The 14626-nt window shown below is 69.1% G+C and carries 16 protein-coding genes; 7 read left to right on the top strand and 9 right to left on the bottom strand.

All coding sequences use genetic code 11. The features are described from left to right. Positions 1-42 precede the first annotated feature (42 nt). Both ACYVF6_RS05880 and ACYVF6_RS05875 read left to right on the top strand, forming a co-directional pair. Complete coding sequence (locus tag ACYVF6_RS05880; RefSeq protein ID WP_460516732.1) at positions 43-1062, top strand: zinc-dependent alcohol dehydrogenase; 1020 nt, start codon at positions 43-45, stop codon at positions 1060-1062. Between the two features lie 119 nt (positions 1063-1181). Next, positions 1182-1589, top strand: coding sequence for a hypothetical protein (locus ACYVF6_RS05875; protein WP_460516729.1), 408 nt, complete (start codon positions 1182-1184; stop codon positions 1587-1589). Between the two features lie 25 nt (positions 1590-1614). Here ACYVF6_RS05875 and ACYVF6_RS05870 read toward each other — a convergent pair whose 3' ends face one another. Further along, positions 1615-2160, bottom strand: coding sequence for an MFS transporter (locus tag ACYVF6_RS05870; protein ID WP_460516726.1), 546 nt, complete (start codon positions 2158-2160; stop codon positions 1615-1617). A gap of 51 nt (positions 2161-2211) precedes the next feature. Between ACYVF6_RS05870 and ACYVF6_RS05865 the strand changes: the two genes are divergently transcribed. Beyond that, complete coding sequence (locus tag ACYVF6_RS05865; RefSeq protein ID WP_460516723.1) at positions 2212-2772, top strand: TetR/AcrR family transcriptional regulator; 561 nt, start codon at positions 2212-2214, stop codon at positions 2770-2772. Between the two features lie 4 nt (positions 2773-2776). Here the strand turns inward: ACYVF6_RS05865 and ACYVF6_RS05860 are convergent, their stop codons facing one another. Next, positions 2777-3472, bottom strand: a complete 696-nt coding sequence (locus ACYVF6_RS05860) for a FadR/GntR family transcriptional regulator (protein WP_460516721.1) — start codon at positions 3470-3472, stop codon at positions 2777-2779. Between the two features lie 52 nt (positions 3473-3524). On the opposite strand from ACYVF6_RS05860, the gene ACYVF6_RS05855 reads away from it, so the two are divergent. The 3 genes from ACYVF6_RS05855 (at position 3525) to ACYVF6_RS05845 (ending at position 6679) form a co-directional block, all read left to right on the top strand. Further along, positions 3525-5555 (top strand): glycoside hydrolase family 2 protein, encoded by a 2031-nt coding sequence (locus ACYVF6_RS05855; protein ID WP_460516718.1) that lies wholly within the window; start codon positions 3525-3527, stop codon positions 5553-5555. A gap of 195 nt (positions 5556-5750) precedes the next feature. Next, on the top strand, positions 5751-6053 hold the full coding sequence (locus tag ACYVF6_RS05850; RefSeq protein ID WP_460516715.1) for a putative quinol monooxygenase: 303 nt from the start codon (positions 5751-5753) through the stop codon (positions 6051-6053). Next, entirely contained in the window at positions 6050-6679 is a 630-nt protein-coding gene (locus ACYVF6_RS05845; protein WP_460516712.1) for a class I SAM-dependent methyltransferase, read from the top strand. Before ACYVF6_RS05850 ends, ACYVF6_RS05845 begins: the two co-directional genes overlap by 4 nt. A gap of 382 nt (positions 6680-7061) precedes the next feature. Here ACYVF6_RS05845 and ACYVF6_RS05840 read toward each other — a convergent pair whose 3' ends face one another. Genes ACYVF6_RS05840 through ACYVF6_RS05830 form a run of 3 tightly spaced genes read right to left on the bottom strand, consistent with a single transcriptional unit; the run spans position 7062 to position 10083 of the window. Beyond that, positions 7062-7907 (bottom strand): carbohydrate ABC transporter permease, encoded by an 846-nt coding sequence (locus tag ACYVF6_RS05840; protein ID WP_460516709.1) that lies wholly within the window; start codon positions 7905-7907, stop codon positions 7062-7064. After that, complete coding sequence (locus tag ACYVF6_RS05835; protein WP_460516707.1) at positions 7904-8800, bottom strand: carbohydrate ABC transporter permease; 897 nt, start codon at positions 8798-8800, stop codon at positions 7904-7906. Before ACYVF6_RS05835 ends, ACYVF6_RS05840 begins: the two co-directional genes overlap by 4 nt. Further along, positions 8797-10083 carry an ABC transporter substrate-binding protein gene (locus ACYVF6_RS05830; protein ID WP_460516704.1) on the bottom strand — a complete coding sequence of 429 codons (1287 nt, stop codon included), beginning with the start codon at positions 10081-10083 and terminating at the stop codon, positions 8797-8799. Before ACYVF6_RS05830 ends, ACYVF6_RS05835 begins: the two co-directional genes overlap by 4 nt. Positions 10084-10210: 127 nt before the next feature. Here ACYVF6_RS05830 and ACYVF6_RS05825 point away from each other — a divergent pair, with 127 nt between their 5' ends. Beyond that, positions 10211-10720 carry a nucleotidyltransferase domain-containing protein gene (locus ACYVF6_RS05825; protein ID WP_460516701.1) on the top strand — a complete coding sequence of 170 codons (510 nt, stop codon included), beginning with the start codon at positions 10211-10213 and terminating at the stop codon, positions 10718-10720. Between the two features lie 5 nt (positions 10721-10725). Here the strand turns inward: ACYVF6_RS05825 and ACYVF6_RS05820 are convergent, their stop codons facing one another. From ACYVF6_RS05820 to ACYVF6_RS05805, 4 genes are all read right to left on the bottom strand, one after another. Next, positions 10726-10881: a hypothetical protein gene (locus ACYVF6_RS05820; protein ID WP_460516699.1), complete on the bottom strand. Its 156-nt coding sequence runs from the start codon at positions 10879-10881 to the stop codon at positions 10726-10728. 111 nt (positions 10882-10992) lie between these two features. Beyond that, on the bottom strand, positions 10993-12213 hold the full coding sequence (locus ACYVF6_RS05815; RefSeq protein ID WP_460516696.1) for an MFS transporter: 1221 nt from the start codon (positions 12211-12213) through the stop codon (positions 10993-10995). Between the two features lie 133 nt (positions 12214-12346). Continuing rightward, positions 12347-12904, bottom strand: a complete 558-nt coding sequence (locus ACYVF6_RS05810; RefSeq protein WP_460516693.1) for a hypothetical protein — start codon at positions 12902-12904, stop codon at positions 12347-12349. Further along, on the bottom strand, positions 12904-14598 hold the full coding sequence (locus ACYVF6_RS05805) for a CehA/McbA family metallohydrolase domain-containing protein (protein ID WP_460516691.1): 1695 nt from the start codon (positions 14596-14598) through the stop codon (positions 12904-12906). Before ACYVF6_RS05805 ends, ACYVF6_RS05810 begins: the two co-directional genes overlap by 1 nt. Positions 14599-14626 lie beyond the last annotated feature (28 nt).

Here is a 14626-nt window from a genome sequence, read left to right as displayed (position 1 = left end):
TCGGGAAGGGCGTTCCCGTGTAAGAGGGATCGGAGGGCACTCATGCGTGCTGCCATGCTCGCTGCCGAACGACGGTTGGTCTCGGTCGACCTCGATCCCGTACCTCCCGGACCCGACGAGGTGCAGATCGAGGTCGCGTACGCCGGAATCTGCGGAACGGACCTGCACATCTTCCACGGCGCGATGGCCGACCGGCTGGCGTCGCCCGCGGTGCTGGGCCACGAGTCGTCCGGCCGGGTCGCGTTGCTCGGCTCGTCGGTCGAGAGCTTCAACGTCGGTGATCCGGTGAACGTGATGCCGCTGCGCTGGTGCGGCTCCTGCGGGGCGTGCCGGGCCGGGCACACACACGTCTGCCAGACGCTGCAGGTGATCGGCGTCGACCTGCCGGGTGCGATGCAACAGCTGTGGACCGTGCCGGCGGACGTGGTGCTGCCGGTGCCCGGGCACGTGCGGCTCGACCACGCCGCGCTGACCGAGCCGACGGCCGTTGCCGTGCACGACGTACGGCGGTCGGGGCTGCAGGCGGGCGAGAAGGCGGTCGTGATCGGCGGTGGGCCGATCGGGCTGCTGATCGCGTGCGTCGCGCGGGAGTCCGGCGCCTCGCTGGTGCTGGCGGAGCCGAACCCCTATCGGCGGGCGGTGGCGTCGTCGCTGGGGCTGACGGTGATCGACCCGTACGCCGTCGACGTCGCCGAATGGGTCGACGACTGGACCGCGGGGATCGGCGCGGCGGTGGCGTTCGAGGCGTCGGCATCCGAGGCCGGGATCACGGCGGCGGTCGACGTGCTGGAGGTGCGTGGGCGGCTGATCGTGGTCGGGATCCACCAGCAGCCCCGTCCGGTGGACCTGAACCGGGTGTTCATGCGCGAGCTGACCGTGCACGGAGCCCGGGTCTACGCGCGGGAGGACTTCGAGCAGGCGGTCGACCTGGTGGCGAGCGGCGTCGTGCCGGCGGACACCATGATCTCCGCGAAGGTGCCCTTGTCGAACGCGTCCGACGCCTTCGTCTCCCTCGAAACCGGCGACGACGTGGTCAAGGTCCTGGTCGACTGCCAGGCGTAGCGACGGCGAGCGGCTCGGCGCGGCGTCGTACCGGGATGTAGACGCAGGGGATCAGAGCGGCCGCGGTGAGGCCGGCGCTGCACAGGAACGCGACGTGGAACCCGCTGACCGCTCCCGCAGTGGCTGAGACGCCGGCGGCCACCGTCGCCAGGAACGCGGTTCCCGCGGCGCCGCCGAGCTGCTGGACGAGGCGGACGACGGCCGACCCGGCCGGGACCTGCTCTCGGGAGAGGTCGGAGAAGGCCCCGGCGGTCGACCACGCTGCCCACCCACCGGGTCAGCAGCGAGCCGACGCCTTGCAAGGCGAGCACCGCGCCGGCCTCGAGCGCGGTCAGGCCGTACTCCTGCTGGAAGTACAGCGGGATCAGGAACAGCGCGCCGTACAGGGCGACGCCTGTGAGGAAGAGGGTGGCGGTGGCCGAGCCGAACGCCCTGTGTGCGAGCAGCCGGACCGCGATCGCGGCCCGCTCCCCACGCGCAAGGCTCCAGGCGACGAACGCCGCCAGCAGGGTGAGACCGCCGGCTAGACGATCTACTCCAAGGGGTCGCCGGTCAAGCGCGCGGCGCATGGCGCACGACGAACACCCATCGCCAGCTTCCGGCGTTGACGATCGCGCCCCCGACCAGCGGGCCGGCGATCGGCGCGATCGTGCTCACGAGCATGACGACGGTGAGGACGCGGCCGGTCCTGCTCGGTCCGGCTGCTCGGACGAGGATCGTTTGCAGGACCGGCAGCATGATGCCCGCCCCTGCACCTTGCAGGGCGCGGACGACGACCAGCGACTCGAAGTTCCACGCCACGGCGCACAGCCCGGATCCGACCAGGAACAGTGCGAGTCCGGCGATCCACAGGCGGTGGGTACCGAACCGATCCGAGGTCCACGCGGTGACAGGCACGGTCACGGCCAGCGCGAGCAGATAGGCGGTTGTCACCCACTGAATCGCAGTGGTGCCGACCTGGAGGTCCGTGCTCATCGTGTGCAGGGCGACGTTCACCACGGTGGTGTCGACCAGGGGCGCGACGCCGCCGACGATCACGACCAGCGCCAGCCGGACCAGCGGCCAGCCAAGGGGCTCGAGTTTCGTTCTCTCCGCCATCGCTGTCCCTCCGTCCCTGAGCGAATGGGAACGCCGGCACGCTCGCGGCCGATGACCCGGCGTCGGGGTCGTGAGCTGGAGGAGGCACTGCTGGAGGCTGCCTGGGAACAGTTGCGGCGCGAGGGGTACGCCGCGTTCACGATCGACGCGGTTGCCCGGGCGGTGGGGACGAGCCGCGCCGTGATCTACCGGCGCTGGCCCGGCCGGGCTGCCCTCGTACACGCGGCGGTGCGTTCACATGTGGGCACGGTGATAGAGGACGTGCCTGACACCGGCGATCTCACCGGCGACGTGCTCGCCCTGCTGCGCGAGGTCGCCGGCCGGATCGAGCTGATCGGGGTCGACGTCGCCACTGGACTACTCGGCGAACTGGACGAGATACCCGACGACGTGAAAGCCGTCGTTCCTCAGGTGTTCGAGCAGGTGGTCGACCGGGCGAGGGAGCGAGGCGAGCTCGGCAGCTCCCCGATCCCGGAGGCCGTGCTCTCGATGCCTGGCGCGCTCATCCGCTACAGCATGCTCGTCGAGCGGGCCGCGCCGTCCGATCAGGCCCTCGAGCACCTCGCGAACCAGCTGTTCCTTCCGCTGGTTCGCTACCACGCCTCGCTCTGACGGCTCAGCCGGACTGGAGGTCGTGGAGGTCGGCGATGGCGCGTTCGAGGAGGGCTCGCATCGCGCGTTCGGCCTTGGCGGGACTGCCTCGGCGTACGGCGTCGAAGACTTCGCGGTGGCTGGGGACGGGGTCGGGCACTTCGGAGGCGGCGTGGACGAGGCGGTCGCGGACCATCAGGCCGGCTTCGATGATGGCTTCCATGCGGAGCAGGAGCTCGTTGTGGGAGGCGGTGAGGAGGGCACGGTGGAAGGCGAGGTCGGCTCTGGTGGCGGCGGCTACGTCGTCGGCGCGGCCCATGTCGTCCAGGGCGGCTTCGAGGGCCGCGATGTCTTCTGGGGTGCGTCGTTGGGCGGCCAGCCGGGCGCCGGCGGGTTCGACGATGGATCGGACTTCCTGGAGGTGTTCGAAGAAGCCGCGGTCGGAGCGGCCTTCGAACTGCCAGCGCAGGATGTCGCGGTCGAGCAGGTTCCATTCGGCGCGTGGCCGTACGAACGTGCCGCGTTTCTGACGGGCGCCGACCAGTCCTTTGGCTGTGAGTACGCGGATCGCTTCGCGGACGACCGTCCGGCTGACGTCGAGCTCGGCCTCGAGGGCCACCACGTCGATCGTCTCGCCTTCCTTCAGGTCTCCTACCAGGATCCGGCGACCGACGTACTCGACCGTCTGGCCGTGGATGCCGCGTCCGGAGTACGCCGCCATCGGTCTCCCTTCGCATCTAGACGAGCGTTTAATATGACTATAACTTGACTCCATGCCCTACCCGCGTCACCTGCTCCGCACCCTTGTCTCCGGCGCCGCGGTGCTCATCCTGCCGCTCACAGCGCTGACCACGCTGGCCGGGCCCGCCGGCTCGGCCGTCAGCGCCACCGTTGCCGACCCGCACGGCGACCGCGAGCCGTCCGCGACCGAGATCCGTTCGGTCGACGGCACCAACGTCGTCTTCGCCTACGGCGAGGTCATGCCTGCCTTCGAAGGGTGGTCGGCACACGAGCCCACCCGCGGCTACGTCTCCCTCGACCGCCGCTGGAAGTTCGCGTACGACACCGACAACGTCGGAGAAACGGCCGGATGGTTTCGTCCGGGCTTCGACGACTCCCGCTGGGGCGGCATCGACGTGCCCTCGTCCTGGGATCTGAAGGACAACGACGGCTGGGCTGGCTACGACGGCGCCGACTTCGGCAAGGGCGGCAGCCTGGTCGACGGCTACGGGTGGTACCGGACGAAGGTCACGATTCCCGACGGCTGGCGCGACCGGCACGTCCGGCTCAACTTCCTCGGCGCGTTCTACTCCGCTGACGTCTGGGTGAACGGTACGTGGGCCGGCAAGCACGAGGGTGGGCACACGCCGTTCGCGCTGCCGGTGAGTGACGCCCTCAGGCCGGGGCAGACCGCGACGATCGCCGTGCGGGTCTACCGGGCCGCCACGTACACCTCGTACGACGGCAGCGGCCAGGCGATCGCCGACGACAAGGCGCTGCCGTCCGGACCGGTCGACTTCTGGCCGTACGCCGGACTGACCCGCTCGGTCTGGCTGGAAGCGGTGCCGGCCGTCACGGTCTCGAAGCTGCTGCTCGACGCGCGCGACGGCACGCTCGACGCCAGGGCGATCGTGGAGAACCACGGCGAGCGGGCGTTCAGCGGCAAGGTCGTGCTCGACCCGGGCCCGCGCAGCCAGGGCAAGCCGGTCACGGTCGCGGTGAACGTGCCAGCCGGCGGTGCCGCGGTCGCGTCGGCGCGGGTGCCGATCCCGAAGGCGCCGCGGTGGAGTACGACGTCGCCGGCTGTGCTCGACGCCCGGGCGACGCTGACCGGCAGGGCCGGCGGCACTCCAGTCGCCGACACGCTGTCGTCGGAGTACGGCATGCGCAGCGTGACAACCGGCACCGACCAGCTGCTGCTCAACGGCAAACCCCTGTTCCTCAAGGGCTACAACTGGCACGAGGAGACCGACCGCAGCGGGCGGTCGATGACCCGCGCGGAGTACGACCACGAGCTCGGCCAGGCCAAGACCCTCGGCGCCAACTTCCTGCGCAACGCCGTCTACAACCGGCATCCGTACGTCTACGACTGGTCCGACCGTAACGGCGTCGTGCTGCTCGACGAGTGGGACACGATGTGGATCTCCGAACCACAGCAGCGGATCCAGCTGACGTACGGCCTGTCGGAAGCGCTCGCGACCGCGACGGCGTGGAACAACCACAACCACCCGTCGGTGATCATGTGGGGCCTGCAGAACGAGTCGACGCCGAACACGTCGACCTACCACGAGTGGCTGCGGCAGATGCGGGATGCGGTGAAGGCCGTCGACCTGTCCGACCGCCCGGTGACGTGGGCGTCGGCGACCAGTTGGGACCAGGCGTTCGACCTGGCCGACGTGGTTGGGTTCAACGAGTACTTCGGCTACTTCTACGGCAAGGACGAGGACCTCTCGCCCACGCTCGACGCCGTGCACGCCAACCATCCGGGCAAGCCGATCCTCATCACGGAGAACGGCACGTGGTCGTTCTGGGGCAACCACGGCTCGCCGGGCGAGGTTGGCACGGAGGAGCACCACGCGGAGTACTTCCAGGCGCACTGGGACCAGGTGGTCGCCAAGCCGTACGTCGCGGGGTACGCGTTCTGGGTGCTGAAGGACTACAAGCAGCGGCGCAACTACAACATGGACCTCAACGGCCTTTCGTACATGGGCATGCTGCGCTGGGACGGCGACACGCCACGGGTGGTCTACGACTACTTCAGGCGGGCGGAGCCACCGGCCTGGTCCAGCGGGTCTGCCGGGTAGGCGACGAACGAGCGCCGGCTCGAGCGTGAGCGGATGACCGGTGGAGCGGAAAGGCCTGCCATCGAGGGTCAGCCTGGAGTCGTCGCGGACGACGAAATGGTGGGTGGCATGGCGGCGGGTTGACCGCGTCCCTCGCGGTGTCCAGGGATGGCCTTGGTTCAGTCGTCCTTCAGCTGGTTGCCTAAGGTGGCAGGCGTGATAGTCGTACACGCGTTCCTGCGGTGCAAGCCGGGCCGCCGGGACGAGACGGTGGCCGCGCTGGTGGAGATGCGGCGGGCGACGCTGGCCGGGGAGCCGGGCTGCCTGCACTACGCCTACACCGCGGACCTCGAGGACGACCACGCGTTCGTCTGCGTCGAGGAGTGGCGGGACCTCGAGGCGTTGCGGGCACACATCGCGAGCCCGCACATGGCGGTCCTGGACGGCGTGCTGGCCGAGACCGCCGAAGGGCCGGAGGAGATCCGCGTCTTCGAAGCCATGCCTGCGGAGCTGCCATGACCTGGCCCGACTTCGCCTCGTCGTACGACGTGGTGGCCGCCGACTACGCCGCGGCTTTCGCCGGCGAACTGGCGGGCAAACCGTTCGACCGTGACCTGCTGGACCGCTTCGCCGCGGCGGTTGCGGGCGGCGGCCCGGTGTGGGACGTCGGCTGTGGCGCGGCAGGGCACGTCACCCGCTACCTCGCCGACCGCCGTGTCGAGGTTGTGGGCGCTGACATCTCACCGGGAAGCATCGCCCAGGCGGCGAAAGCGCAGCCGGACCTGGAGTTCCGGGTCGCCGACATGCGCTCGCTCCCAGCGGATGACTCCTCGTTGCGCGGGATCGTGGCCTTCTACTCGCTGATCCACCTGCCGCGCCAGGAGCTGCCGTCGGCGTTCGCGGAGTTCGGCCGCGTACTCGCGCCGGGCGGTGACCTGCTGGTGTCGATGCATGGCGGCACCGGCGAGTTCGCCTCCGGCCAGTTCCTCGGACACGCCGTCCCCTTCCGCGCGACGCTCGTCGGCCTCGACGAGCTCGCGGGCTTCGCCGAATCCGCCGGCTTCCACGTACGGGAGCGCCAGGCCCGCCCGCCGTACAACCAGGAACACCCGACGGACCGCCTCTATCTGTGGGCCACTGCCTAGGGGGTGTCCTGCAAGTGTCGCCGGGCTGCGGCGGCCCTGGCCCCACGCTGGCTGCGTTGGACGAAGATCGCCCGTATAACCGATACGAACGACTCCGCCCGCCTTGCCAGCCCGGCGCCATGACCGTCCTCGCTATCCACCGACACTTACAGGACACCCCCTAGACGATCTGTTCCAAGGGGTCGCCTGACGCGCGACGCCTGGCATCCACGCCGGCTGCGTTGTCGTCGATCGCCGGAGGCCCCTCCTGGCTCCTCCTCCGGCTGTGCCCACCCCCACCAACGGCGCCATGCGCCGCGCGCTTGACCGGCGACCCCTTGGAACAGATCGTCTAGGAGGGGATGTCGGCGGTTCGGACTGGAGCCGTTCGCCGGCTGACCAGTCAGCGGATTCCGGCGGAGCCGGCGCTGAGGTTGACCTGGTAGATGTACTTCTGGCTGAAGAAGTAGACGATGACCATCGGCAGCGTGAGGAACAGCGCGCCGACCATCACCAGGTTGTACGGCGGTGTCTGGGCGTTCGTGCTCGTGCCCGACAGGAACTGCACGCCGAGCGCCAGGGGATACCTGCTCTGCGTGTTGAGGTAGATCAGCGGTCCGAAGAACCACCCCCACGACCACGAGAAGCTGAACACGCCGACCGCCACCAGCACGGGTTTCATCAGCGGCAGCACGATCCTGGCGAAGATGCCGAAGTAGCCGAGCCCGTCGACCTGCGCGGCCTCGTCCAGCTCGCGCGGGATGCGGGTGATGAACTGCCGCATCAGGAAGATGTTGTACGCGCCGCCGAACAGGTGCGGCACGATCAGCGGAAGCAGCGTGTCGATCCAGCCGAGCTGCCGGAACAGCACGAACTGCGGGATGATCGTCACCTCGACCGGCACCATCATCGTCGACAGCAGCAGTGTGAACAGCAGGCCCTTGCCGGGTGCCCGCAGCCGCGCGAAGGCGTACGCCACCATCGCGCTGACGAACATCTGGCCGAGGCAGGCGAACACCACGATGACCAGGCTGTTGCCGATCCACCGCAGCATCTGCCCGTCGGTGGTCAGCACGCGAACGAAGTTCGAGAGCTCGAACTCCCTTGGAAACAACGTGAACGTCGCCTTCTGCACGGTCGCGTCCGACGACAGTGCGATCGACAGCATGAAGACGAACGGCGCGGCGAGGATGGCGGACACGATCGTCAGCACGCCGTACGACCATGCTGCGTCGCGCCGCCGGATCACCGTTGCACCTCCGTCTCGTAGAAGACCCACCGGGACGACGTACGGAAGACGATCGCCGTGCCGACCATGATGATCGCGAACAGCACCCACGAAAGCGCCGACGCGTAACCCATGCGGTAGTTCTTGAACCCTTCTTCGAACAGGTAGGGCACGAGCATCTGGCTCGCGTTGTCCGGCCCACCGCCGGTCAGGATGTAGACCTGGCCGAAGACCTGGAACGAGCCGATCAGCCCCATCACGACGTTGAACAGGATCACCGGCGACAGCATCGGCAGCACGATCTGGAAGAACTGCCGCCGCGAGTTCGCTCCGTCGATGAGCGACGCCTCGAGCAGTTCCTTCGGCACGCCCTGCATCCCGGCGAGCAACAACACGACGCCGGTTCCGACACCCCAAAGCGCCATCAGGATCAGCGCCGGGATCACCCAGTTCTCCTCACGTAGCCAGTCCGGCCCGCGAATCCCGAGCAGTGCGAGGAAACGGTTGACCAGTCCGGCGTCCGGCGCCAGCACCCACGCGAACAGCATCGCGCTGGCGACCAGAGGCACCAGTGCGGGCAGGTAGACGATCGTCCGGTACACGCGCATGCCGGCCAGCGGTTTGTTGAGCAACGCCGCCAGCGCGATGGACACGATCGTGGACAGTGCGACGGACAGGACGGTGTAGTAGGTCGTGTTCCAGAGCACCTTCCAGAACAGCGGATCGTCGGTGAACATCCTTACGTAGTTGGCGGTTCCGACCCAGTTCGGTGGCGTCAGCAGGCCGTAGTCGGTGAAGCTCAGGTAGAGCGAGGCGAGCATCGGGCCGGCCAGGAAGACCAGGAAACCGAACAACCACGGCGAGACCATCACGTAGAACCAGATGGTCTCGCGCCCGGCGTGCCTCAGTTTCACCGCATGACCTGTTCGAGCCGTTGCTGGATGGTTCTAAGGGTCTGGTCCGGCGGGACCTTGTTGTTCATCATCGGCTCGATGTTGTCGGTGAAGACCTTCATCATCTCGTTCCACTGCGGCGTCAGCGGCGGCACGTAGATGAAGTCGGCCGAGTCCGCGAAGGCCCGCATGTTGACCTCACGGGTCGCCCACTTCGGCTTCAGGAACGCCTCGCTCTGCTGCACCTGCAGGTTGGCGGGGGCGTCCTCGGCGTTGTCGATGATCGGGCGCTGGCCTTCCTGGCCGGCGAGGAAGTCGATCACCTTCCAGGCGTCGGCCGGGTACTTCGACGTACGCGAGATCGCGAGGCCGTTGAAGAACGCGCTGGTCGCCGGCTGCTTGCCCTGCCACAGCGGGGCGATGTCCCAGTCGAGACCCTTGACCGTGCTGGCGGCGCCGATGTTCCAGAAGCCGGTGATCTCCATCGCGAGCTTGCCCTGTGCGAACAACTGGTCCGGGCCGACGCCCTGGCCGTAGTTGGCGAGGTCTCGGCTGGTCGGCGCGACCTTGTGCTTCCACGCGAGGTCGTTGTACCACTGCATCGCCTGGACGTTCTCCGGCGAGTCGACGACAGGCTTGTTGTTGTCGTCGAGGATCCTGCCACCGTTCTGGTACATGAACGTCATCCAGTACGGCCACCACGAGATCGTCGAGAAGCCCCACTGCTCGACCTTCCCGCCCTTGCGGACGGTCAGCTTCTTCGAGGCGGCGAGCAGGTCGTCCCACGCCCAGTCGGCCGTGGGGTACTCCACGCCGGCGGCGTCGAACATCTTCTTGTTGTAGTAGAGGACCATCGCGCCGGAACGGTCAGGGATGGCGTACTGCTTGCCCTCGTACTGGAAGATGCTCGGCACGGTCGGGCCGAAGGTCTTCTCGAGGTCGAGCTTGCTGCCCTTGATGTTGTCGTCGAGCGGCAGGATCTGGTTCTTGCTTGCGAACGCGGGCGTGTGCTCGGCCAGCTCGAGGATGTCGGGGCCCTTGCCACCGGCGATCGCGGTCGAGATCTTCTGCGCGTACTCCTCACCGCCCGGCGAGACCTGCAGCTTGACGGTGATGTTGGGGTACTTCTTCTTCGCCAGCGCGAGGCGCTCGGTGTAGGTCTTCTTGTCGATGTCGCCGCCCCAGACGCTCATCGTGAGCGTGACGTCGCCTTTGGACGGCGTCTGCGAGGCCTGCTCGCCACAGCCGGCGAGCGCGACGAGCCCGACTCCGAGCGCAGCGGTGAGCGTGCTGAAACGAGTCATGGTGACCCTCCCGGTAGGCGGCGTTGTTCTCGCCGCGGGAGCACTTTAAATCATATTTGAACCCTAGCGAAACAGTTTTGAAAAGCGGCCGTGTCCGGAACCGGCGAGCGCCTAAGCTGGACGCTCGATGACTGCTTGCGTGAACGACCTGGCGTACGTCCGCAGGGTGCTCGGCCTGCTGGCCGCGGCGGATCTGCGCACGTGGCTGTTCGGCGGCTGGGGCGAGGAGCTGCACGGAGTGATCGCGCCGCGGCCGCACAAGGACATCGACCTGCTCTGTCCGGCTGTCGACTTCGCCTCGGTCGACCGCTTCCTGGCGGGCGGGACAGTCGCCGAGATCGCGGCGAAGCGGTTCCCGCACAAGCGGGCCTTCGAGCTGGACGGCGTGATGACGGAGCTCTTCCTCGTCCAGCAGGACGCAGCCGGCTACTACACGTACTTCTGGGACCAGCACCGCTACGACTGGCCGGCCGACGTGCTCGACGAGACCCAGGGCCTGCCGGTCGCGTCAGTGGCGGCACTCCACGGCTTCCGCTCGAAGACCCGTTCCCTCTCGCCGGTCGTCGACGGCCGCGCCGTCACCGCGGAGGAGTGGACCCGCGTGCACCCCGACCCGTCGATCACGCGGAGGACGTGAGCCGGCTAGCCCAGGTCCTTGCGCAACAACGTGATCGTCGTTTCGTAGCGGACGGTGGACCCGGCCGGCCCGTCCTGATCCCAGGAGGCGGGCCGCCGGCCGTAAGGGATGTAGCCGAGGCGTTCGTACAGTGCCTGCGGCCGAGGCAGCTGCTCGTCCACGCCGAGCTCGGCTCGATCGAGGCCGCGGGCGCGGATCCGGTCCTCCCACCAGTCCCCAGCGGCAGCCGGTTCCGGACAGTGCCGCCCGAACGGTGGCCGACAGTACCGACCTCACCCCGCCCGCCGGGCCAGCAGGCCGGTCACGGCGAACAGGACACCGGCGCACAGCAGTGCCGCCGGCACCCCGGCCGCGACCGCGACCACCGCGATCAGGGCACCGCAGGCGATCTCGCCGAGGTACTCCGCCTGGGCCAGGAACGAGTGCACCGTCGCGCGTACCTCGTTGCTGGACTGCTGGTTCACCCAGATCGTGCTGATCGTGCGCGTCATCGGGTCGACGGTGCTCGCCACGAGCACGACCGCCGCGGCCCCGAGGATCGGCGAGGGTGTGAGCGCCAGCACGGTCACGCCGAGTGCGCCCGCCACGCAGGCCACCGCCCACCCTGCCCCCGACCACCACCCCACCCGGGCCACCGGCAGGTGGTGGACGCGGGCCTCGACGAGCTTCAGTGTGACCGCCCCGAGCCCGAGCATCAGCACGTTGAGCGCCGTGAACCACACCAAGGGCTCGGCCGGGAAGCCGACGTCGATCAGCCGCAGCTGGTAGAGCCGGCCGGAGTCGAGCGCGCCGTGGGCGACCACCGTGGCGGCGAACACCAGCAGGAGCGGACGGCCACGCCGCACCAGCGTCGTACCGCGGACGAGAATCTGCCAGGAGGCGGCCCACCGGCGGCTGGTCGCCGGAACGAAGTTGACCTCCCGGAAGCGGACGACGACGTACAGCCCGAGCAGCAGCATCGTGGCGCCCGCGAGCACCATCGTCGCCCAGCGCGGCAGCAGCCAGGCGACACCGCCCAGCGCGACGATCCCCACGGCCGCGCCGGTCAGCTGGGCCCGCCCGACCCGGACGAGTACGGACGGCATCCGGTCCGGCCGGCCCAGCTCGTCGGTCAGCCACGCCACGTCCGCCCCACTGGCGAACGTCCACGCCAGTCCCCACAACATCTGCGTCGCGACGATCAGGTAGAAGTCCGTGACCAGGCCGGTGGCCAGCATTGCCGTCCCCATCAACGCGTGCGACACGACGAGGGACCACTTGCGGCTCACGGTGTCGGCCAGCACGCCGGCCGGGATCTCGAACAGCAGCGAGACGATCCCCTGCGCGACGGCGATCGTCACCAGCTGAGCAGCGCTCAGCCCGGCGTCGACGACCAGATAGACGCTGGTGACCAGCCACCATCCCCTGTGCAGGAACGCACGCAGGAACGTCCAGCGCAGGAACGTCGCGACCAGGTCAGGCCGGCGGCTCGCAGGGGTGTTCAGGGTCAGCACGGGCGGAGAACTCCTCGGAGACAGTGATCGGGTCAGAGCACTGGGTTGTTCCGAGGACCCGCCGCATCGCACACTCCTGTTCGTTCGCCTGCAGGTCGCATCCTGGCAGGCCGGGATGTCCTGGGCGAGCGATTTATCCGTGTTCGCAGTAGCAGCCGCCGGGGTTGGGGATCTCGAACGGCGCGATCCCGCCGTCAGCGGCCGGCGTCGTCGCGAGCACGAGCTTGCCGAGCCGCCATGCCGGACGTACGAAGTCGCGCGTGTGCACAACGGTGTCCGGAGCGCACGGCGGACCGCCGACCACCATCACCTCCTCGATCGCCGAGGCGGCCAGCAGCTTCCACACCGGGAGGCTCCCGGTCAGCGTCTCGACGCCCGGATAGATCACCGCGCGCCCGCCGGAACGTGCCTCCTGCTCGGCCAGCGCGGCCGCGGCACCGTCGGCCAGCGTGGCCGGGCCGCGCCGGTCGCCCGCGCCGGCGAGACCGAACTCGCCCGGAAGCGCGGCGACGTCGACCTCTCCCATGGCGGCGAGAGACAACGCGACGTGGGGATTGCCGTCGCGGATCAGATGCGTACAGGCGACCAGCTCCGAACGCGGGCCGCCGAGCCCGCCCTCCAGCAACTCGTGGAGGACGTGCTCGGCGTCGCGGACGGTGGTCGCGCCCGGGTCGAGACCGATCGCGGTCATCAGACCGGGAGCACCCAGAGCGGGTTGGTGTAGAACCACAGATCCGTCCACGGGTCGGCGCTTCCGACGACGTCCATGGCCGGGCCCGCCGGGTCGATGCTCGCGCCGAGGAACCCGGGCGCCGAACGGTTGCCGTCGGTTCCCCTCAACCGCAGGAACACCGGCCGGTCCACCCGGCCGAGGTCGTACGAGAACGTCAACGTCGCCTTGCCGGTCTCCGGCTCGTACGACCGCACGACCTTCGTACCCGGCGTCGACAGCGTGTCGCGGTCGGAGACCGGACCGGTGACGTTGCCCTGGATCACGTCGACGCGCGCCAGCTTCGGTACGAATCCCGCCCAGTTCGGCTTGCCGGCCAGGCGAACCGTCACGTCCAGCCGGGCGGGCGTGCCCCGCTTGACCCGCAGCGCACCGCCGAGCGTCACGGCGGCACCGCTCGACGAACGCAGCCGTATGTCGATCCCGTCGATCAGGCGGCCGTGGTCGACCCAGACGCGACCGGCCCGGATGCCCTTCATCACCGCGGCATAGCTGCGGCTGGTCGAGCCGACCGAGGTGCGGCTGTAGTAGCCGGGCCAGAAGTCGGACTGCGCCGTCACGATCTTCCCGTTGTACACCGGGTCGTTGTAGAACCCGTTGGTGTCGAAGTCGCTGTCCAGGCCGCGCGTCGCGGTGTCGGCGTAGACCGCGTGGCAGTCGGAGTTCGCGCTGATCCACCACGGCTTGCCCTCGGCCAGCAGGCTGTCCCACAGGCCGCCGACGGTGGAGGTCATCCAGTCGAACCCGCCCCACGTGCGGTAGCTCTCCAGCGGGTAGCCGGCGAACGAGTCGGCGCTCGGGGTCGCGGAGTACCCGCCGCGGCCGCCGGCCGGGCCGAGCGGAGCCGGGAGCCCCGCGGCCTGGTGGCCGGGCGCACCCTCGAACCCGACGGCGATCGACGGCGCCGCGTCACGCCAGCCGCGGATCTCGTGTGGAGAGTCGACTCCGCGCCGGGCGGGGTGGTTGGCCAGGAACAGCGCGTCGTCGATGCTGCGACGGCGTACCGCGTCCTCGAGGAAGTTGAGCCCGGCGATCGCCAGCGCCTCGTTGGCAGGGGTGTTGCCGCCGGCGTTCTTGACGGTGCCGTCATAGCCGTTCTCGAACTGCTTGAGCACATCGACCTCGCGCCGCCCTGGGTGGACGAAGACGGTGCCGTGCTCGGCGCTCGGGATGTTCCACTCCAGGCCCTGGAACACCAGGGCGTCGCGGAACTCCTCGCGGGCCGCCCGGATGTCCGGATTGACCTTCTCCACGCCGATCTTGGCGTGCTGTTCGGTGCCGTGGTCGGTGATGACCATCCAGTCCAGGCCGTAGGCGTTGCCATGGCGTACCTGGTCCAGCACGCGGTAGAGGCCGTCCGGGCTGTACTGCGTGTGGATGTGGTGGTCGCCGGCCAGCCAGAGCAGATCGCCGCTGCCGCTTTCCCTGCCGGGCTTGGTCTCGGCGGCGGCCGGCGCTGCGTGCGCGCCCGTGGCCAGCACGGTGGCGGCGGCGCCAGTACCGAGCAGGCCGGCGTGACGCAGCAGCTTGCGCCGGGACAGCTCCTCGGGCGCGAGCTCGCTGTCAGGCGTTTCGGTGTCGAACACCGCCGAGGCCGCGATCGCCTCGTCGTGTTCGTGATCGTGCACGTGGTCGTGCGGGTGATGGTGACCCATGGCACGAAGAGTCCTGCGACCACGTGAA

Source organism: Flindersiella endophytica (genome assembly GCF_054779015.1).
This window is presented reverse-complemented; position numbering and strand designations above follow the sequence as displayed.